18 protein-coding genes and 1 tRNA gene are annotated in these 18871 nt (G+C 71.3%); 13 read left to right on the plus strand and 6 right to left on the minus strand.

Annotation, left to right across the window (positions count from 1 at the left end):
• The first annotated feature begins 95 nt into the window (after positions 1–95).
• From MR1_RS09630 to MR1_RS09650, 5 genes are all read left to right on the plus strand, one after another.
• A tRNA-Gln gene (locus MR1_RS09630) sits at positions 96–167 on the plus strand.
• Between the two features lies 1 nt (position 168).
• Entirely contained in the window at positions 169–1599 is a 1431-nt protein-coding gene (gene glmU / locus MR1_RS09635; protein ID WP_067245538.1) for a bifunctional UDP-N-acetylglucosamine diphosphorylase/glucosamine-1-phosphate N-acetyltransferase GlmU, read from the plus strand.
• Between the two features lie 9 nt (positions 1600–1608).
• Complete coding sequence (locus tag MR1_RS09640; RefSeq protein WP_067245541.1) at positions 1609–2646, plus strand: ribose-phosphate diphosphokinase; 1038 nt, start codon at positions 1609–1611, stop codon at positions 2644–2646.
• A 349-nt stretch (positions 2647–2995) separates the two neighbouring features.
• Positions 2996–3763 (plus strand): hypothetical protein, encoded by a 768-nt coding sequence (locus MR1_RS09645; protein WP_157518000.1) that lies wholly within the window; start codon positions 2996–2998, stop codon positions 3761–3763.
• Positions 3760–4647 (plus strand): hypothetical protein, encoded by an 888-nt coding sequence (locus tag MR1_RS09650; protein WP_157518002.1) that lies wholly within the window; start codon positions 3760–3762, stop codon positions 4645–4647. Before MR1_RS09645 ends, MR1_RS09650 begins: the two co-directional genes overlap by 4 nt.
• 33 nt (positions 4648–4680) lie before the next feature.
• Here MR1_RS09650 and MR1_RS09655 read toward each other — a convergent pair whose 3' ends face one another.
• Positions 4681–6321 carry a sensor histidine kinase gene (locus MR1_RS09655; RefSeq protein ID WP_084344506.1) on the minus strand — a complete coding sequence of 547 codons (1641 nt, stop codon included), beginning with the start codon at positions 6319–6321 and terminating at the stop codon, positions 4681–4683.
• 10 nt (positions 6322–6331) lie between these two features.
• On the minus strand, positions 6332–7063 hold the full coding sequence (locus MR1_RS09660) for a response regulator transcription factor (protein WP_067245551.1): 732 nt from the start codon (positions 7061–7063) through the stop codon (positions 6332–6334).
• A 102-nt stretch (positions 7064–7165) separates the two neighbouring features.
• On the opposite strand from MR1_RS09660, the gene MR1_RS09665 reads away from it, so the two are divergent.
• Complete coding sequence (locus MR1_RS09665; RefSeq protein WP_067245554.1) at positions 7166–8500, plus strand: FAD-binding oxidoreductase; 1335 nt, start codon at positions 7166–7168, stop codon at positions 8498–8500.
• Between the two features lie 60 nt (positions 8501–8560).
• Here the strand turns inward: MR1_RS09665 and MR1_RS09670 are convergent, their stop codons facing one another.
• Positions 8561–9331, minus strand: coding sequence for a FadR/GntR family transcriptional regulator (locus MR1_RS09670; protein ID WP_067245558.1), 771 nt, complete (start codon positions 9329–9331; stop codon positions 8561–8563).
• 148 nt (positions 9332–9479) lie between these two features.
• Between MR1_RS09670 and MR1_RS09675 the strand changes: the two genes are divergently transcribed.
• The 5 genes from MR1_RS09675 to MR1_RS09695 all read left to right on the plus strand — a co-directional run bounded on the left by MR1_RS09675 (position 9480) and on the right by MR1_RS09695 (position 14871).
• Positions 9480–10790: an ABC transporter substrate-binding protein gene (locus MR1_RS09675; protein WP_067245562.1), complete on the plus strand. Its 1311-nt coding sequence runs from the start codon at positions 9480–9482 to the stop codon at positions 10788–10790.
• A 64-nt stretch (positions 10791–10854) separates the two neighbouring features.
• The gene (locus MR1_RS09680; RefSeq protein ID WP_067245564.1) at positions 10855–11799 is read left to right on the plus strand and encodes a carbohydrate ABC transporter permease; all 945 of its coding nucleotides are present in this window, start codon (positions 10855–10857) and stop codon (positions 11797–11799) included.
• Entirely contained in the window at positions 11796–12674 is an 879-nt protein-coding gene (locus MR1_RS09685; RefSeq protein ID WP_067245567.1) for a carbohydrate ABC transporter permease, read from the plus strand. The genes MR1_RS09680 and MR1_RS09685 overlap by 4 nt, the downstream gene beginning before the upstream one ends.
• Positions 12675–12676: 2 nt before the next feature.
• Entirely contained in the window at positions 12677–13834 is a 1158-nt protein-coding gene (gene dgoD, locus MR1_RS09690) for a galactonate dehydratase (RefSeq protein WP_067245570.1), read from the plus strand.
• Positions 13831–14871 carry a zinc-dependent alcohol dehydrogenase gene (locus tag MR1_RS09695; protein WP_217996213.1) on the plus strand — a complete coding sequence of 347 codons (1041 nt, stop codon included), beginning with the start codon at positions 13831–13833 and terminating at the stop codon, positions 14869–14871. The genes dgoD and MR1_RS09695 overlap by 4 nt, the downstream gene beginning before the upstream one ends.
• 215 nt (positions 14872–15086) lie before the next feature.
• On the opposite strand, the gene gndA is transcribed toward MR1_RS09695, so the two are convergent.
• A complete protein-coding gene (gndA, locus tag MR1_RS09700) occupies positions 15087–16535 on the minus strand; it encodes an NADP-dependent phosphogluconate dehydrogenase (RefSeq protein ID WP_157518004.1) in 1449 nt (482 codons plus the stop codon).
• Positions 16536–16729: 194 nt separating this feature from the next.
• On the minus strand, positions 16730–16855 hold the full coding sequence (locus MR1_RS20520; RefSeq protein ID WP_255218122.1) for a hypothetical protein: 126 nt from the start codon (positions 16853–16855) through the stop codon (positions 16730–16732).
• Between the two features lie 188 nt (positions 16856–17043).
• Here MR1_RS20520 and MR1_RS09705 point away from each other — a divergent pair, with 188 nt between their 5' ends.
• Positions 17044–17652, plus strand: a complete 609-nt coding sequence (locus tag MR1_RS09705; RefSeq protein ID WP_067245576.1) for a 50S ribosomal protein L25/general stress protein Ctc — start codon at positions 17044–17046, stop codon at positions 17650–17652.
• A 92-nt stretch (positions 17653–17744) separates the two neighbouring features.
• Entirely contained in the window at positions 17745–18344 is a 600-nt protein-coding gene (gene pth / locus MR1_RS09710) for an aminoacyl-tRNA hydrolase (protein ID WP_067245580.1), read from the plus strand.
• 19 nt (positions 18345–18363) lie between these two features.
• Here pth and MR1_RS20090 read toward each other — a convergent pair.
• Positions 18364–18871: hypothetical protein (locus MR1_RS20090; RefSeq protein ID WP_067245584.1), on the minus strand; the 508-nt coding region annotated here is incomplete at its 5' end.

An 18871-nucleotide genomic window follows, 5' to 3' on the forward strand; every position in this document is an offset into this window, starting at 1 on the left:
GTGTCGGGGATGTTGCCGGACTGTTTCCCCGGTGTTCGCGCAGGGGAGCGGCGTCGGCGCGTGGCAGACTTGTCGGGCGGCCCGGGCGGCCGCGGTCCGCCGTGGTGTAATGGCAGCACGACAGCCTTTGGAGCTGTGAGGTTCAGGTTCGAGTCCTGGCGGCGGAGCATGACCGGTAACGACCTCGCCATCATCGTCCTGGCCGCGGGCCAGGGGACGCGCATGCGTTCGCGCCTGCCCAAGGTGCTCCACCCCATCGGCGGGCGTCCGCTCGTCGGGCACGTCCTGGCCACGGCCTCCCGGCTGGGCGCCGCGCACGTGGAGGTCGTCGTGCGCCACGAGCGCGATCAGGTCGTGGCCGCGCTGGCGGACGCCTATCCCGGGGTCGTGTTCGTGGACCAGGACGAGGTCCCGGGGACGGGACGCGCGGTGCAGGTCGCGCTCGAGTCCCTGCCGGAGGAGTTCGTCGGCGACGTCCTCGTGCTCTCCGGAGACGTGCCGCTCCTGGAAGCCGACACGCTGCGTGAGCTCGTGGACGCGCACCGGGCGGCGACGGCCGCAGCGACGCTGTTGAGCGCCGTCGTGCCGGATCCGACCGGCTACGGTCGCGTCATCCGTGACGCTGACGGACATGTCGCCCGCATCGTCGAGCAGCGCGACGCCACCGCCGAGGAGGCCGCGGTCACGGAGATCAACGCGGGGATCTACGTCTTCCGTGCGCCGCTGCTGCGCTCGGCCCTCTCGCGCGTCGAGCGGCACAACGCGCAGGGCGAGATGTACCTCACCGACGTCGTGGCGCTGCTGCGCGGCGACAGCGAGCGGGTCTCGGCCACCGTCACCGCCGACGTCCCCTCCACGTTCGGCATCAACGACCGCGTCCAGCTCGCCGAGGCGGCGCGCACGCTCAACGACCGGATCGTGCGCCGCTGGCAGCGCGAGGGCGTGACGATCCTGGATCCTGCCACGACCTGGATCGACGACGAGGTGACGCTCGCGCCGGACGTGACCATCCTGCCGAACACGCAGCTGCTGCGCGCGACGGTCGTCGCGGAGGGCGCCACCATCGGCCCGGACACGACCCTGACCGACTGTGAGGTGGGGGAGGGCGCGACGGTGCGGCGCACCGATGCGAACCTCGCCGTGATCGGCGCCGGCGCCACCGTCGGGCCCTTCTCGTTCCTCCGCCCGGGCACCGTGCTCGGCGCGAACGGCAAGATCGGCGCCTACGTGGAGACGAAGAACGCGCAGATCGGCGAGGGCAGCAAGGTCCCGCACCTTTCCTACGTCGGCGACGCGACGGTGGGGCGCGGGGTCAACCTCGGCGCCAGCACCATCACCGCCAACTACGACGACGTCAACAAGCACCGCACGGAGATCGGCGACGAGGTGCACACCGGCGCGCACACGGTGCTCGTCGCGCCCGTTAGGCTGGGGGACGGCGCGAAGACGGGTGCGGGCGCCGTCATCCGCAAGGATGTCCCCGCCGGTGCCCTGGCCATGACCGTCGCCCCTCAGCGCAACGTCGAGGGGTGGGTCGAGAAGAACAGGGCAGGCACGGCGGCGGCGGAAGCCGCCGCGCGGGCCGATTCGGCGGAATAGGCGGGTCCGATGGGGCGCAGCAAGAAGAAGACGGTCGAGCTGGATCGGGACAACGGCATCGCGCCCGGCCTGATCGCCAAGACGAAGAAGCGGCTCGTCGTCGCGGGAGGGCGCTCGGTCCCCGAGCTCACCCGCCAGGTCGCCGATGCGCTGGGCACCGAGATCGCCCCCGTCGAGCACCGCACCTTCGCCTCCGGCGAGATCTACGCGCGCTTCGAGGTCTCGATCCGCGGCTGCGACCTGTTCATCGTGCAGTCCTTCGGAGAGCCCGTGAACGAGTGGCTCATGGAGACGCTCATCATGCTCGACGCGGCCAAGCGGGCGTCCGCCAAGCGCATCACCGTCGTGGCCCCGTACTATCCGTACTCCCGTCAGGACAAGAAGGGGCGCGGGCGGGAGCCGATCAGCGCCCGTCTCGTGGCGGACCTGCTCAAGACCGCCGGTGCGGACCGCGTGATGAGCGTGGACCTCCACGCCGCGCAGATCCAGGGCTTCTTCGACGGTCCCGTCGACCACCTGTTCGCCAAGCCCGTGCTGCTCGACCACTTCGAGCGGAACCTCACCGCGGAGGACCGCGAGACGCTCACCATCGTGTCGCCGGACATGGGCCGAGTGCGGGTCGCCGACACCTGGTCGGACAGCCTCGGCGCACCGCTCGCCATCATCCACAAGCGCCGGGATCCGAAGGTCGCCAACCAGGTCTCCGTGCATGAGATCGTCGGCACCGTCGAGGGGCGCACGTGTCTCCTCGTCGACGACATGATCGACACCGGCGGCACGATCGTGAAGGCGGCGCAGGCGCTCAAGGCCAACGGCGCCCGTCGCGTCATCGTCGCCGCGACGCACGCGATCTTCAGCGACCCGGCCTCCGACCGCCTGCAGGACTCCGCGATCGACGAGGTCGTCGTGACGGACACGATCCCGTTGACCGAGTCCCGCCGCTTCTCGACGCTCACGGTGCTCCCGATCGCGCCGCTGCTGGCGACCGCGATCCGCCAGGTCTTCGAGGACGGCTCCGTCACGAGCATGTTCGGCGGCGACGCCTAGGCGCGACGCCGTCCCGATCTGCACACGCCGTCCCGATCTGCACACCAATTCTGCCCGTTCGCCCGCGAATCGGATCGTGGTGTGCGGATCGGACCGCGGGCCGCGGAACGGTCGGCCCCCGATCTGCACACTCCGTCCCGATCTGCACACCAATTCGACCGGTTCGTCCGTGGATCGGGATCTGGTGTGCGAATCGGGACACGGGCGGGCGGGTCGCCGCTAGGCGGGACGGCGGTCGGTGGCTACGATCGTCCCATGGTCGCGTCTGCAGCACCGGAAGGTGATGCGAGGGGGGGACGCCGCCGGACCGGGACGCCCTGGCGGTCCCGGGCGGCTCCTTCTCGCACTGATGATCGCGGGCGGCGTGCTGCTCGTGACGACTCTCGGCCTCGGCGTCGCCGTGCTGGCGTTGTCCGGGGCGCGGGCGGATGCGGGGCCGCCGGCGCCGACCGCCTCGGCATCCGCCTCGCCGACGCCGTCTCCGGCCGTGTCGATCCCCGTTCCCGACCTGCAGGAGGTGCAGGGGTTCGAGATCGGCGTGGTGTCCGATCTCGACATCGGCGACGTCGTGATGGCGAAGGCGCCGACCGGCGAGTTCAGCAGCATCCACGCGGTCATCGTCAACCCCGCGGAGACGGCGACCGACGCCTTCTTCGACGTCACGTCCTACGACGCCGAAGGCGGGATCGTCGCACGCTTTCCCGCCACCGCCTACCTGCTCCCGGGGCAGCGCTCCCTGCTCACCGGCATCCTTCCGCGCGACCTGACCGAGGTGTCGCGGATCCTGGTGGAGCAGACCCGCGGCGGAGAGGCGGAGGCCGTGGCCGCCGGCACCGTGGAGCTGAAGGACGTCCGCAGCGCCGAGGACGGACGGGTGCAGGCCCAGTTCGTGTCCACGCTCGACCGACCGGCGCCCCTCGCCGACGTGTACGTCGTCGGGTTCGACGGCGACGACATCTTCGCCGTCGGGCAGACGGTGGTGGACATCCCGGCCGGCGGTGAGTTCGGCGCCACGCTGTCGATGTACCTGGCGACGAAGGGGGACCCGGCCGAGTTCACCGAGATCCCCGCCGACGCCGAATACGAAGCCTTCTTCGAGATGGAGCGGCCGCGATGAGCACACCCCCGGTCCCGCCCCCTCCCGCTCCGCCCGCACGGACTCCGGCCCTGCCTCGACGCCGGCCCCTGATGATCGCGCTCGCGGTGGGCGCGGCTGTGCTCCTCGCGGCGACGATCGGCCTGGGCGCGCGGACGCTCCAGTTGCTCGCCGACGCGCAGCGGACGCCTGCCCCCGCCTCGTCCTCGACGCCGACGCCGGAGGCGACGACACCCGCTCCCGATCCCCTCGGCCCGGCGCCGGGCTACACACAGGAGCCGCTGACCGCGCAGGGCGTCGAGGTCCTGGTGAACTCCGTGTTCACGGTCGAAGAGCTCGCGCTGACGCGCTGGGTGTCCGAGGACGCCTTCACGACTCTCTACGCCCCGGTGCGCTACGACGGCGGCGCGGCGCCGTCCGGCTCCTACTACTTCGACGTGACCGCGTACGACGCCGAGGGCAGGATCCTCCAGCGGTCGCCGACCAACATCTCCTGGCTTCCGGACCAGCGCGAGGGGATGCTCTCGGTCGCCCTCCAGACGGACCTTCCGGAAGCCGCGCGGTTCGTGATCGACCAGACCGTCGCCGAGGAGGCGCCGGCGCCGCTCGCCGGTGCGCTGTCGCTGCAGAGCGTGGAGGTGGATGACGGGATCCTCCGGGCCGTGATCGCGTCCGGTCTGACCCAGCCGATCAGCCAGGCCGACATCATGATCGGCGGCTACGCGGACGGCGTGCTCTTCGCCGCCTGCAGCATTCCGACGCTCGGGATCCCGGCGGGCGGGAGCATCGAGGAGTCCTGCGTCTTCGACGCCGTCGGATCCGAGTTCGTTCCCGACGAGGGGATGCCGGTCGTTCCCGACGACGCGGAGTACCGGGTCAGCCTCTCCCTCTCGCCCTGGTCCTAGGAGACCGACCGGCGCCCGCCCGGGCGTCTCGACTCAGCCCGCGAGGTCGGATGACGGGCGCCCGGGCAGGACGTGGTCGCCGCTCGCGGACTCCGGGCTCGGGGCGTCCGGGGCCGCGGCGTCCGGAGCCGCGGCGTCCGGGGTCGGGGCGTCCGAAGCGGGGCGCGCGAGGGGCAGGCGGATGAGGAACTCGGTGCGGCCCGGCTCGCTCGCCACCTCGATGGTGCCGTCGTGTCCCTCCACGATCGCCTTCGTGATGGCCAGGCCCAGCCCCGTGCCGCCGGTCGCGCGGGTGCGGGACCGGTCGCCGCGGGCGAAACGGGCGAACAGCTCGTCGCGCACCGAGGCGTCGATCCCGGGACCGTCGTCGAGGACGCGGAGCACGGCGTGCGCAGGCTCCGTCCCGAGCCGCACGACGATGCGGGTGCCCGCGGGCGTGTGCGTGCGGGCGTTGGCCAGCAGGTTCGCGATCACCTGCTGCAGACGGCCGGCATCCCCCCGCACCTCCACGGGCTCCGCCGGGACGTCGATCTCCCACTCGTGGTCCGGTGCGGTCGGGCGTGCGTCCTCTACGCCCTCGATCGCGAGCCGGGTGAGGTCCACCGGCGTGTGCACGAGCTCGCGGCCCTCGTCCAGCCGCGCCAGCAGCAGCAGATCCTCCACGAGACGGGTCATCCGCAGGGACTGGGCCTGGATGCGCTCCAGCGCCGTATGCGCGGTCTCGGCCGCCTCCGGACCCTGGCTCTGCCGCAGCGACCGCAGCGACAGCTCCGAGTATCCCCGGATCGAGGCGAGGGGGGTCCGCAGCTCGTGGCTGGCGTCGGCGACGAACTGCCGCATCCGTTCCTCATTGCGCTGCCGCGCCGCGAGCGAGGTGTCGACGTGATCCAGGAGGGTGTTCAGCGCCGCCCCGACCAGACCGGTCTCGGTCCTCGGGTCGGCCTCCATGGCGGGGACGCGCTCCTGGATCGAGACGTCGCCGCGGTCGAGGGGCTGGTTCGCGACGCGGTTCGCCGTCGCGGCCACCGCGCGCAGCGGCCGCAGGCTCACCCGGATCGTGATGGCGGTGGTGACGGCCAGCAGGATGAGCCCGCCTGCCGTCGCCAGCGCGATCACCGTGAACAGCGTGGACAGCGTCTTCTGGATGTCGTTGCGCGGCAGCCCCACGATCATCGTGAACGCCTCCGTGCGCCCTCCCGAGACGAGCTGCACGGAGGGGACCTGCACGGCGTCGAGCTGGTAGGAGCCGAGCTCGCCCAGGCTCGCGGTGCTGTTGCCGGTGCGCAGCGCCGCGACGGCGCGGACGATCTGCTCCTGGCCGACCGTCGTGCCCTGGTAGTCGGCCGTGACGATCAGGCCGTCGGGCGGCGTGCCCTCCGTGGGGATGACGACGAGCATGAGTCCGGGCTGGACGTGCTGCTGGTCGAGGATCGCGCTGGCGCTGGGGGCGCTCACGGACATCCCGGAGCGGATCTGGGCGACCTGCTCCAGTCGGTCGGTGTGGGTGCGGAGCTGGTTGGCGAGGCTGTCCTCGAGGGCGCGCCCGAGGAAGACGCTCGTCACGATGGCCACGATCACGAGGATCAGCGACACGATCCCGATCACCGCGCCCATGAGCCGCGTCTGCAGCGTGAGCGGACGCCGCGGCGGCTCGGGGCTGTCGACCGGGGTCATCGGGTCCGGCTCACTGCGGCGCCTTGATCATGTAGCCGACGCCGCGGACGGTGTGGATGAGGGGGGTGCGCCCGGCGTCGATCTTCTTGCGCAGGTACGAGATGTACAGCTCCACGACGCTCGAGCGTCCGCCGAAGTCGTAGCTCCACACCCGGTCGAGGATCTGGGACTTGGACAGGACCCGGCGCTCGTTGCGCATCAGGTAGCGCAGCAGCTCGAACTCGGTCGCGGTCAGCTCGATCTCCGTGTCGCCGCGCATGACCTCGTGGCTGTCCTCGTTCAGCGTGAGGTCGCCGACCTGGAGGACCGAGTCGCCCGCGTCCGAGGCCGCGCCGCCGCTGCGCCGGATGACGGCCCGCAGCCGCGCGACGACCTCTTCCAGGCTGAACGGCTTGGTCACGTAGTCGTCGCCGCCGGCGGTGAGCCCGGCGATCCGGTCGGTGACCGCGTCCTTGGCCGTGAGGAACAGCACCGGCACCATGTTCCCGGACTCGCGTAGGCGCTTGAGCACCCCCATCCCGTCGAGGTCGGGCATCATCACGTCGAGCACCAGAGCGTCGGGGCCGAACTCCCGGGCCACCTGAAGGGCCTCGAGCCCGGAGCCGGCGGTGCGCACCTCCCAGCCCTCCATGCGCAGCGCCATCGAGAGGAGGTCCGTGAGCATCGGCTCGTCGTCCACGGCGAGGATGCGGAGGGGACTGCCGTCGGGGCGGCGGAGGTCGGGGTGCGAGTGGTCGCTCATGCCTCCATTCTCCTCGGTCTGCTATGTGTTTCCTATGAGAGCGTCCGGGGTGGGGGATCGGCGTCTGTACGGATGTCGGTGGCGCGCCCTAATGTCGGCGGAATGAACCCCGCAGAACTGCAGGATCACGTCTCCGGAACCGTGCTCACGGCGAAGGACACCGGGTGGGACGAGGCGCGTGCGTTCCACTCCGGACGAGGGGAGCCGGATGCGATCGTCCGCCCGGTGGACGCGTCGGACGTCGCCGCCGCGGTGCGGATCGCCGCGGCGTCGGCGACACCCGTGGTCGTCCGCGGCGGCGGCCACAGCGCCTGGGCGCGCCTTCCCGGCGGCCTCGCGCTGGACCTCCGCGACCTCGACGACGTCGAGGTCGACGGGACGCTGGTGCGCATCGGGGGCGGCGCCACGTGGGGCGCCGTCGCGGAGGCGCTGGCGCCCCACGGGCTGGCCATCAGCTCCGGCGACACCCGGTCGGTCGGCGTCGGCGGGCTCACCCTCGGCGGCGGCATCGGGCTGATGGTGCGCGCATGGGGCCTCGCGGTCGACCAGCTCGTGGGCGCGCAGGTGGTGACGGCGACGGGCGAGATCGTCGAGACCACCGCGCAGGACCACCCGGACCTGTTCTGGGCGCTGCGGGGCGGCGGCGGCAACTTCGGCGTCGTCACTCGCTTCGACTTCCGCGCTCACGCGCTGCCCGGTGCGGTGCACGGGATTCTCACCGTCCCGCAGGATCCTCGGCCGGCCCTGCGCGCGCTCCGCGACCTGCTGGCCGACGCGCCGCGAGAGCTGACCGCGTCGTACATGGACGTGCCGGCGATGGATCCGAGCGCCCCGGCGGGCGCATCGATCGTCGTCGTGTGGGCCGGCGACGACACCGCCGCGGCGGAGCGGGCGCTGGCCCCTCTGCGGGCGGTCTCCGGCGTCGAGGGCGAACTTCGGCGCGTGCGTTATGCGGACATCCTGGAGGAGATGCCGGGGGTGGACGAGACCGGGCAGGAGATGCCGGGGTTCGTCGGCGGGAACATGCTCGCCCGCGTCGTGGACGACGATCTCATCGACCGCCTCGTCGCGTTCCGGGCCGCCTATCCCGCCTCGGTCGTCTTCCTCCGTTCGCTCGGCGGCGCCTTCGCCGATGTCGCGCAGGAGGACACCCCCTTCCCGGCTCGTGACGCGACCATGTTCGTGATGGCAGGGGCCTTCGACATGCCGCAGTTCCTCGACGACGGGGAACGCGAGCGGGTCCGCGCGGACTGGGCGGAGATCGCGGCACGGGGGTCCGGGATGTACGGCAACTTCATCGCGGACCCGATCCCGGGACTGGCCGAGCAGCTGTTCGCGCCGGCGGCGTGGGAGAGGCTGCGCGGGATCAAGCGCACGTGGGACCCGGAGAACCTCTTCTCCCGCAACCACAACATCGTCCCGGAGGGCGGGGCCTGAGCGTCGGGCGGTTCCGCCCTGGGGCGGGACCGCCCGACGCCGCCCGGGGTGGAACCGGGCTCATTCGGCGGCGCGCTCCTCCAGCTCGCGATCCCAGATCGAGCTCATCTCGGCCAGGGCCCGCTCGGTGATGAGCACCATGGCCTGTGCGGCCTTGTCGGCGTTGCCGGTCTGGATGGCGGTGGCGATGTCCACGTGGTTCTGCAGCGCCTCGACGGCGGGATAGCGTGGCATGAGGTCGTACTGCGTGCGGCTGCGGAGCACCTCCTCGACGAGGTGATGCAGCTGCGCGAACATCTCGTTGCCGCTCATCTCCAGCACCAGGCCGTGGAACTGCAGATCGAGGCGGACGAACTCGGCGGTGTCCCCGCGCTTGCCCGCGGCCCAGAGGCGCCCGGAAAGGCCGACGAGGTCGCTGGCCAGGTTCAGCGGTGCGCGGATGGCGGCCAACCGTGCCGCGGCGGGCTCGATCGCGCCGCGCAGCTCGGTGAGGGAGCGCAACTGCGCCACCCGGCTGGGGCCGGCCAGCCGCCAGCGGATCACCTGCAGGTCGTACGCGTTCCATGCCGTCGCCGGGAGGACCCGCACGCCGACGCGGCGCTTCTGGGCTACGAGGCCGAGCGCCTCGAGCGCACGGAGCGCCTCGCGGACGACCGGACGGGAGACCTGGAAGCGGGTCTCCAGCGACTCCGTGGTGAAGGTGCTGTCCGCGGCGTACACGCCCCCGCAGATCTCGCGGCCGAGCGTGTCGAGCACGAGGTCTCGCAGATCGCCGGCCACGGCCGGGGCGGGCGCGGCCAGAGCGTCGCCGTACGGAGGGACCGTGTCCATGAGGAGAGCATATCTTTTTGACCCCGGGGATTGATATGTCTGACTTATTCGGGTTACGGTGACGATTGAGCAGATGTAAAGCGGCATCTGCGCCCACCCGCACCCAGGGGAGCCGTCGCGAGGTTGCGCGGCTCAGGATGGAGTCACAGTGAAGTACGCATCGAAGCCCGCCCGCCTCGCCGCCGTGGCCGCGGTCGCCGTCGTCGCCGGAACGCTCGCCGGCTGCAGCACCGGATCCGCGGTGGACGAGAACGCCGACATCGACGGGACCACCCTCCGCGTCACGCTCGTCAACCATGTGTGGACCGAGGCGATCAAGGAGCTGATCCCCGAGTTCGAGAAGGAGACCGGCGCCAAGGTCGAGGTCACGCAGCTGGCCGAGGACCAGCTCTCGGACCAGTACAACGTCAAGCTCAACGCCGGCACGGACGAGATCGACGTCATGATGTACCGCCCGCTCCAGGAGAACAAGCTGTTCGCCGGCAACGGGTATCTCGCCGATCTCACCGAGCTCGCCGAGGGCGACGAGGAGTGGGACTGGTCCGACTTCCAGGAGGGGCCGGCGTCCCTGACCTCCTACGAGGACGAGATCGTCGCCGTGCCGATCATCACCGAGCGCACCGTGCTGTACTACCGCAAGGACCTCCTCGCGGAGGCGGGCCTCGAGGTGCCGACGACGCTGGAGGAGCTGGACGCGGCCGCCGCCGCCATCCACGAGCGCCACCCGGACGTCGCCGGCTACATCGGCCGCACCGGCAAGTCGGCGGCGGTCACGCAGTTCAGCGCCTTCCTCTTCAGTGAGGGCGGCACGTGGATCGACGAGGACGGGAAGTCGGCGATCGGCAGCGACGAGGCGCGCAAGGCGTACGCCTTCTACGGCGACCTGATCCGCAATCACACCTCCGCGACGATCAACCCGGAGATGAGCTGGGCCGAGGCGTTCGCCGTCTTCCAGCAGGGCCAGGCCGCGTTCATCGCCGATGCGGACAGCCTGTACAAGAACATGACGGACCCGTCGCAGTCCACCGTCGCGGACCAGGTCGGCTTCGCGCCGTTCCCCGCCGGCTCTGCGGGCTCGAAGCCGTACAACGTCGCCGCGTGGGCGCTCGGGATCAACGAGACCTCGGAGAACCAGTCCGCGGCGTGGCAGTTCATCACCTGGGCGACCTCCAAGGAGATGACCGCGGAGCTCACCAAGCTCGGCGTGACCGGCGCCCGATCGTCGGTCTGGGAGGACGAGGACGCCACGGCCGACTACCCGACCGAGCTGATCGAGGCCATCAAGGTCAACGGTGAGAACGGCGTCGGTCAGGACCGGCCGCTGGTGGTCCAGGTGGCGCAGGCGCGCGAGATCGTGGGGGAGCCCATCGTCGCCGCGATCGCCGGCGGGGACGTGGACGCGGCGGTCGATGCCGCGGACAAGGCCTTCGGGGACTTCCTCGTCGAGGACGCCGAGTAGACACGACCGACCGTCACCGCGGCGGCCCCGCCCGGGCCGCCGCGGTCCGATCCAGGGAGTCATCATGACCGCTCTGCGCACTCCGGACGCCGTGCGCCCGCCCGAGGCGGTGAGCACGGGGGAGCGCTTCAGCCGCTGGGCCGATCGGCACCGCAAGTGGCTGTTCGCCGGCCCGTCCGTCGTCTTCACCGCGCTGTTGCTGGCCGTTCCGCTGGGATGGACGCTGTTCCTGAGCCTGACCGACGCGAAACGGTCCGTCCGCCGCGACTTCGACGTGATCGGACTCGGCAACTACGCGGACGTCCTCACGGACACCGAGCGCTTCTGGCCGTCCGTCTGGCGCACGTTCGCGTTCACGGGCGGGGCGCTGTTCTTCGAGCTCATCCTCGGGATGATCATCGCGCTGCTGCTGTGGAAGCCGTTCCGCGGGCAGGGCGTGGTGCGCACGATCGTCCTGCTGCCGCTGGTGGCGACCCCGGTCGCGGTCGGGATGATGTGGCGGCTGCTCTTCGAGCCGAACATCGGCTTCGTCAACGAGATGCTGGGGTGGGTGGGGATCCCGCCGCAGCCCTGGCTCGCGGACCCGGCCACCTCCCTGCCGACGCTGATCTTCGTCGACATCTGGCAGTGGACCCCGATGGTCGCGCTCATCCTCCTCGCGGGGCTCACGAGCCTCTCCGACGAGCCGCAGGAGGCGGCCCGGGTCGACGGCGCCAACGCCTGGCAGCGCTTCTGGTACATCACCGTGCCGCTCATGCGCCCGGTCATCATCGCGGCCGTCCTGCTGCGCGGGATCGACGCGCTGAAGACGTTCGACATCCTCTACGCGACCAAGGGCAAGGGCGGAGGGGCGTTCCACGATGTGGAGACGCTCAACGTCTACGCGTACGGCCTCAGCTTCGACTACAACGAGTACGGCGTCGCCTCGGCCGTGCTGATCCTGTTCTTCCTGATCATCCTCGTCGTGATCTGGGTGCTCCAGATGCAGAGAAAGGGCAAGCAGTCATGACCGCCCTCGCCGACACTCGCACCGTCGTCACCGGCGGACGCCCGGCGCCGCGCCGGCGCCGCACGCGGCCCGGCTCCATCGGCCGGTTCCTCGGACTGGCGCTGATCGTCCTGGCCTTCCTCGGCCCCATCGTGTGGATGGTGCTGGCCAGCTTCAAGCACAACGTCCAGATCTACGACGCGGCGCAGGCGCTGCTGTTCCAGCCGACGCTCGACAACTACGGGACGGTGTTCGACCCGCGGCGAGGGAACTACCTCGTCTACATCTGGAACTCGTTCTTCGTCGCGTTCATGGCGACGGCGCTGTCCCTGATCCTCGCGGTGCCCGCTGCCTATGCGATGAGCCGCTTCGTCATGGACAAGTCCGCCATGGTCGTGCTGCTGGCGAGGATCATCCCCGGGGTGAGCCTGCTCGTGCCGTGGTACTTCATCTTCGCCCAGCTGAAGATGACCGGCGGCTACATCCCGCTCATCCTGTCGCACATGTTCGTCTCGCTGCCGCTGATCCTCTACATCATGATGTCGTTCTTCGACCAGCTGCCGGAAGAGCTCGAGGAGTCGGCGCAGGTGGACGGGCTGACCGCGATCGGCGCGTTCTTCCGGATCACCCTCCCGCTGTCGGTCCCGGGCATCGCGACGGCGACAATCCTGTCGTTCATCTTCTCGTGGAACAACTTCATGTTCGCCCTCGTGCTGTCGGGGAACGCGACCAAGACGCTGCCGGTGGCGATCTTCGACTTCATCGGCTACGCGTCGATCGACTGGGGAGCCCTGATGGCGGCCTCGGTCGTCGTGACCACGCCCATCATGCTCATCGCGCTGTTCACCCAGCGCTACATCGTCTCCGGCCTCACCGCCGGGGCCACGAAAGGTTGACCATGGCCGTGACCGGCGTCATCTCCCGCGTGGAGTCGTTCCCCGTCGCCCCGCGCTGGCTGTTCGTGCGGATCGAGACCGACGACGGCCTGGTGGGCTGGGGCGAGGCGTCCCTCGAAGGCTACGTCGACGTGGTCCGCGCGGCCGTCGACCAGTTCGCCCTGACGCTGGTCGGCGCCGACCCGCGCCGCATCGAGGACCACTGGCAGGTGCTGACCAAGGGGCAGTTCTACCGCGGCGGGCCGGTCCTGGCCAGCGCCGTGTCCGGAGTGGATCAGGCGCTGTGGGACCTGCAGGGCAAGCGCCTGGGGGTGCCGGTGCACGAGCTGCTCGGCGGCGCCGTCCGTGACCGGATCCGCGCGTACGGCTGGGTGGGAGGGGACGACCCCGACGAGGTCGGCGACCACATCGCCGCCCAGCTGGAGGTCGGGCTCACCGCCGTGAAGATGAACGCCTCGGGACGGATGAGCCGCAACGGCTCGAAGTCGGAGCTCGACGCCGTCGTGGCGCGGGTCGCCAGGGCGCGGGAGGTGCTGGGGCCGGACCGCGACGTCGCCGTGGATCTGCACGGGCGTTTCACGCTCGGGACGGCACGCCGACTCGCATCGCTGCTGGAGCCCCTTCATCCGTTCTTCCTCGAGGAGCCGGTCGTGCCGGAGAACTCCCATGTGATCGAGCGGATGGTCGAGGCGACCACGATCCCCATCGCCACGGGGGAGCGGCTCTACAGCCGGCAGGAGTTCCTGCCCGCGCTCCAGGCCGGGATCGCGATCGGCCAGCCGGACCTCGCGCACGCGGGCGGCATCTCGGAGAGCCGCCGCATCGCCGCGCTCGCCGAGACCTTCGACGCCATGATCGCGCCGCACTGCCCGCTCGGGCCCCTGGCGCTCGCCGCGTGCCTGCAGGTCGGCTTCGCCACGCCGAACCACCTCATCCAGGAGCAGTCGATCGGGATCCACTACAACAAGGGCGCCGAGGTGCTCGACTACGTCGTGGACACCGAGCCGCTCCGCTTCGTGGACGGCGGATTCGAACGGCTCACGGGGCCGGGACTGGGGATCGAGATCGACGAGCAGGCGGTGCGTGCCGCCGCAGGCCGGTGGGAGACGTGGCAGAACCCGGTGTGGCGGCACGCCGACGGCTCGATGGCGGAGTGGTGAGCACCGCGGTGGCCGGACGAGGGGCGCGGGACCCCGGGACGATGCGCGCGGTCGTCAAGCACGGGCCGGGGCCGTCGGGCATCGCGGTGCAGGACCGGGAACGGCCGGTGGCCGGGCCAGGGGAGGCCGTCGTCGACGTCCGCGCGACGGGGATCTGCGGGACGGACGTGCACATCGCCCACGACGAGTACGCGCACCGGACGCCGGTCGTCCTGGGCCACGAGGTGCTGGGCGTCGTGAGCGCCGTCGGATCGGGCGAGGACGCCGACTGGATCGGGAGCGTCGTGGCGGTGGAGACCTACTTCTCCGCCTGCGAGCGCTGCGAGCAGTGCCGTGCGGGAAGGCGCAACCTCTGCGGGCTGCGCCGGTCGATCGGCTCGTTCCGCGACGGCGGGTTCGCGGAGCAGCTGCGCGTGCCGGTCCTCAACCTGCATCGCCTTCCGGAGACCCCCGGCGAGCTCGACGGCGTGCTCTCGGAGCCGCTGGCGTGCGTGGCGCAGTGCCTGCTGGACCCGCCGGTCGTGCAGCCCGGCGATCGTGTGCTGGTCACGGGACCGGGCGCGATGGGGCAGCTGGCCGCGCAGGTCGCGCGGGCGTGCGGGGGGATCGTGACGCTCGCGGGACTGCCCGCGGACGCGGAGCGGCTCGCCGTGGCGGCGGAGCTCGGGCTCGGCACCACGACCGAGGCACCTCCGACGGAGGCCTTCGACGTCGTGGTGGAGTGCTCCGGGGCCGCTCCCGCCGCAGCCGGAGCCCTGCGCGCCGCCCGCCGCGGCGGACGGTACGTGCAGGTCGGGATCTTCGGTCGCGACGTGACCTTGCCGTTCGACCTCGTCCTCTACAAGGAGCTCGTCGTGACGAGCGGCTTCGCGTCGACGCCCGCGTCGTGGCGCGCGGCGATGCGACTCATCGCGGCGGGCGCCGTCGTGCTGACGCCGCTCGTCACCCGCCGCGTCGGGATCGAGGACTTCCGGGAGGCGCTGGACGCCGCCGAGCGCGGCGAGGGGCTGAAGACGGTGGTCGTCCCGGGCGGATGACGCGGTGGCCGCCCCGTTTCGTCTCGTCGCTGCGCTCCTCGCTCAACGACCGGGGGTGGCCCCTTTTCGGTCGGTGAGCGAGCGGAGCGAGTCGAAACGCGGTGACCCGGGGCTGGCGGCGTTTCGTCTCGGTGCTGCGCCCCTCGCTCAACGACCGGCGGTGCTTCTCGGTCGTTGAGCGAGCGGAGCGAGTCGAAACGCGGTGACCGGCGGGGTCAGTGGGTGTCTTCGGCCTCGACCTCGGTGCGGTCGCCCGACCACAGCGTGTGGAACGTGCCCGGCTTGTCGATTCGGCGGTAGGTGTGCGCGCCGAAGAAGTCCCGCTGGCCCTGCACGAGCGCGGCGGGGAGGCGCTCGGCGCGGATCCCGTCGTAATAGGACAGGGACGACGAGAACGCGGGAGCCGGGATGCCGGCCTGGGCGGCGGCGATCACCACGCGGCGCCACGCGTCCTGACCACGGGTGAGCGCCTCGGCGAAATAGGGTGCCGTCATCAGGACCGGCAGATCCGGGGTCTGCGCGTACGCCTCCGCGATCCGGTTGAGGAACTGGGCGCGGATGATGCAACCCCCGCGCCAGATCTTCGAGATCGCGCCCAGGTCGATGTTCCAGCCGTACTCGGCGGCACCGGCGCGGATCTCGTCGAAGCCCTGCGAGTACGCGACGATCTTCGACGCGTAGAGGGCCAGGCGCACGTCCTCGATGAAGGCGTCCTCGTCGACGACGCGGAACGCCTCGCTCGGGCCGGGAAGGCCTGCGGCGGCGGCCCGCTGCTCCGGGTGCGACGAGAGAGAGCGCGCGAAGGTGGCCTCGGCGATGCCGGAGACCGGCACGCCCAGCGCGAGCGCGGTCTGCACCGTCCACGCGCCGGTGCCCTTGGCCCCGGCCTGGTCGACGATCACGTCCACCAGCGGCTCACCCGTGGCGGCGTCCACCTGTCGCAGCACCTCGGCGGTGATCTCGATGAGGTAGGACTCCAGCTCGCCGCGGTTCCACTCCGCGAAGATCTCCGCGATCTCGGCCGGGGACTTGCCCGTGCCGCGGCGGATCAGGTCGTAGGCCTCGGCGATGAGCTGCATGTCGGCGTACTCGATGCCGTTGTGCACCATCTTCACGAAGTGGCCCGCGCCGTCGTGCCCGACGTGCGTGACGCACGGCTCGCCCTCGGCGACGGCGGCGATGGACTTCAGGATCGGTCCGAGCGTCACCCAGGACTCGTCGGAACCGCCGGGCATGATCGAGGGCCCGGTCAGCGCCCCCTCCTCGCCGCCGGAGATCCCCGCGCCCACGAAGTTGATGCCGGTCTCGCGCACGGCGCGTTCGCGGCGGATCGTGTCCGGGAAGTAGGCGTTGCCGCCGTCGACGATGATGTCGCCCGGCTCGAAGACCTTCACGAGCTCGTCGATCACGGCGTCGGTCCCGGCGCCGGCCTTGACCATGATGATCGCGGTACGCGGGGTGGACAGCGACGCGGCGAACTCCTCGTAGGAGAAGGCGGGGAGGAACCCGGCCTCGGGGTGCGCGGCGACCAGCTCGTCGGTCTTCGCCCGGCTGCGGTTGTACACCGCGACGGTGTTGCCCTCGCGGCTGGCGAGGTTGCGGGCGAGGTTCGACCCCATGACGGCGAGTCCGACGACTCCGATGTTCGCTGCGGCGTTGGGCACTGTGATCTCCTCGATGTCACCGTTGGGGGATGCGTTCAGCGTATCGCTGTCACCGGGGTCGGTCGTCCTGTGCGTCGCGCTCGCGTCGTGGACAGGACCGGTGCGCGGCGCACGCCGTACGCGGTCGCCGAGGGGTGCGTCGTCGCCGAGCGCGTCGCGGGATGCGACGGGCGACGACGCCGGCCGGAGCCGGGTCAGTCCTTGCGGTAGCCCGAGCGGCCCATGCTGAACAGGGCGCCGAGCGAGAGGACGGTCGCGCAGACGGTCATGGCGCCGATGAGCCAGAACAGGGCATGGGACAGGAAAGCGCCATCGAACATGGAACTCAGCCTATCGGCAGATCCGGTACGATGGAGACGTTCCTCGGCGAGGGATGGCGTGCGTGCGCACTCATCCGTGATCGACGCGGCGATGCGAGCCCGGTGCTCTCCTCACGTGTCCGCTGCCGAGACGACACCACCCAGACCACCGCGCAGCCCCGCCTGCTGCGCGCCTGAAGGAGAACATCATGAGCGAAGACACCACCGTCCACGCGGAGGTCCGCACCAGCTTCGGCAAGGGCTTCGCCCGCCGCCTGCGCGCCGCCGGCAAGATCCCGGCAGTCCTCTACGGTCACGGCACCGACCCGGTCCACGTCGCCCTTCCGGGCCACCAGGTCAGCCTGCTGATCCGTCGCGCCAACGCGCTGCTGGACCTCGACATCGAGGGCAAGAGCCAGCTCGCGCTCGTCAAGGACGTGCAGAAGGACCCGGTGCACCAGGTCATCGAGCACATCGACCTGCTCATCGTGAAGAAGGGCGAGAAGGTCGCGGTCGACCTCCCCGTCATCGTCGTCGGCGAGCCCTTCTCGGGCACCATCGCCACCCTCGACGCGACCACGCTGGCGGTCGAGGCCGAGGCCACCCACATCCCCGAGCACGTCGAGGTCTCGGTCGAGGGGCTCGAGGAGGGCGCGCACATCACCGCCGCCGACGTGAAGCTGCCCAAGGGCGTCACGCTCGTCGCCGACCCGGAGACCCTCGTCGTCGCGGTCTCGGTCCCCGCCGCCACCGTCGCGGAGGAGACCGAGGAGGCGGCGGCCGAGGAGGCCCCGGCCGAGGAGACCGCCGCGGAGTGATCCGTCCGGACGACACGAAGGGGGTGCGACGCGGTCGCGCCCCCTTCGTCGTCCCCGAGCGGTGAGCCCCTTCACGATCCGGAGGACAGGACATGGCGCAGACGTGGCTCGTGGTGGGCCTGGGCAACCCGGGGCCGCGATATGCGGCGACCCGCCACAACGTCGGGCAGATGGTCGTCGACGAGCTCGCCGCGCGCCGCGGCGAGAGCTTCCGCGATCACCGAGTCCGCGGTCAGGGAAGCGGCGCGCAGGTCGTCGAGACCTGGGTGCGCCCCGGCGGCGACAAGATCGTGCTGGCCAAGCCCACCTCGTTCATGAACGTGTCCGGGACGCCGGTCGCGTCGCTGGCGCGGTTCTACTCCGTGCCGGCCGAGCGGATCGTGCTGGTGCACGACGAACTGGACATCCCGTTCGACACCATCAAGCTCAAGGTCGGCGGCGGGCACGGCGGACACAACGGCATCCGCGACGTCGCTCGGGCCCTCGCCACCCCGGACTTCCCGCGGGTGCGCGTCGGCATCGGCCGCCCGCCCGGCCGGCAGGACCCTGCGGACTGGGTGCTCGCGCCCTTCGGAGCGGCGGAGCGGCCGAACCTCCCCGTGCTCGTGTCGGATGCGGCGGACGCGGTCGAGCAGCTCATCGAAGAGGGGCTCGTCGCGGCCCAGCAGAAGCACCACGCCCCCCGACCCTGACGGCGGGATCGGGCGCCGATCAGGACAGCGCGTTGATCCCGGCCGCGGCTCCGGCCGTGAACAGCGCCCAGGCGACGCCGGCGAAGACGAACGGGCCCACCGCGGCGATCACGAGGCCGGCGATCCCCGCGCCTCGCCCGCGCCGCTTCACGGTGGCGACGATCCCGAGCACGAACGCCACGACGCCGAGGGCGGTCGCGGCCCAGAAGGTGATCTCCGCCCACAGCACCACGTCGCGGACGGGGGTGAGCAGGCGCAGCGGGTTGGTGGTCGACGAGGTCAGGTTGTCCATCGAGACGACGCCGCGACCGATCTCGAACGCGGCCCAGGAACCGAGCGCGGTGCCGAGGACCACCGCGATGAGGGCGAGCACCAGCGAGAGGACGCCGGTGGTCGAGGTCGCGGGGCGCTCCGGCTCCGGGGCGAACGGCGCCGCATAGCCCGCCGCGGGACCGGCGTAGGCGCCGGGAGGCGCCGCGTATCCGGTCGGTGCGGGCGCGCCGTACCCCGACGGAGCCGGTGTGCGG

This window comes from Microbacterium resistens NBRC 103078 (assembly GCF_001552355.1).
GTDB lineage: Bacteria > Actinomycetota > Actinomycetes > Actinomycetales > Microbacteriaceae > Microbacterium > Microbacterium resistens.

What these genes read in the sequence shown, in the direction of transcription:
- dgoD (WP_067245570.1), top strand. Translation starts at nt 12,677, where the DNA reads ATGGCCGTGACCGGCGTCATCTCCCGCGTGGAGTCGTTCCCCGTCGCC.
- MR1_RS09670 (WP_067245558.1), bottom strand. Translation starts at nt 9,331, where the DNA reads ATGGACACGGTCCCTCCGTACGGCGACGCTCTGGCCGCGCCCGCCCCG.
- MR1_RS09665 (WP_067245554.1), top strand. Translation starts at nt 7,166, where the DNA reads ATGAACCCCGCAGAACTGCAGGATCACGTCTCCGGAACCGTGCTCACG.
- MR1_RS09640 (WP_067245541.1), top strand. Translation starts at nt 1,609, where the DNA reads ATGGGGCGCAGCAAGAAGAAGACGGTCGAGCTGGATCGGGACAACGGC.
- MR1_RS20520 (WP_255218122.1), bottom strand. Translation starts at nt 16,855, where the DNA reads ATGTTCGATGGCGCTTTCCTGTCCCATGCCCTGTTCTGGCTCATCGGC.
- MR1_RS09680 (WP_067245564.1), top strand. Translation starts at nt 10,855, where the DNA reads ATGACCGCTCTGCGCACTCCGGACGCCGTGCGCCCGCCCGAGGCGGTG.
- MR1_RS09645 (WP_157518000.1), top strand. Translation starts at nt 2,996, where the DNA reads ATGATCGCGGGCGGCGTGCTGCTCGTGACGACTCTCGGCCTCGGCGTC.
- MR1_RS09660 (WP_067245551.1), bottom strand. Translation starts at nt 7,063, where the DNA reads ATGAGCGACCACTCGCACCCCGACCTCCGCCGCCCCGACGGCAGTCCC.
- MR1_RS09655 (WP_084344506.1), bottom strand. Translation starts at nt 6,321, where the DNA reads ATGACCCCGGTCGACAGCCCCGAGCCGCCGCGGCGTCCGCTCACGCTG.
- MR1_RS09705 (WP_067245576.1), top strand. Translation starts at nt 17,044, where the DNA reads ATGAGCGAAGACACCACCGTCCACGCGGAGGTCCGCACCAGCTTCGGC.
- MR1_RS09685 (WP_067245567.1), top strand. Translation starts at nt 11,796, where the DNA reads ATGACCGCCCTCGCCGACACTCGCACCGTCGTCACCGGCGGACGCCCG.
- MR1_RS09650 (WP_157518002.1), top strand. Translation starts at nt 3,760, where the DNA reads ATGAGCACACCCCCGGTCCCGCCCCCTCCCGCTCCGCCCGCACGGACT.
- pth (WP_067245580.1), top strand. Translation starts at nt 17,745, where the DNA reads ATGGCGCAGACGTGGCTCGTGGTGGGCCTGGGCAACCCGGGGCCGCGA.
- glmU (WP_067245538.1), top strand. Translation starts at nt 169, where the DNA reads ATGACCGGTAACGACCTCGCCATCATCGTCCTGGCCGCGGGCCAGGGG.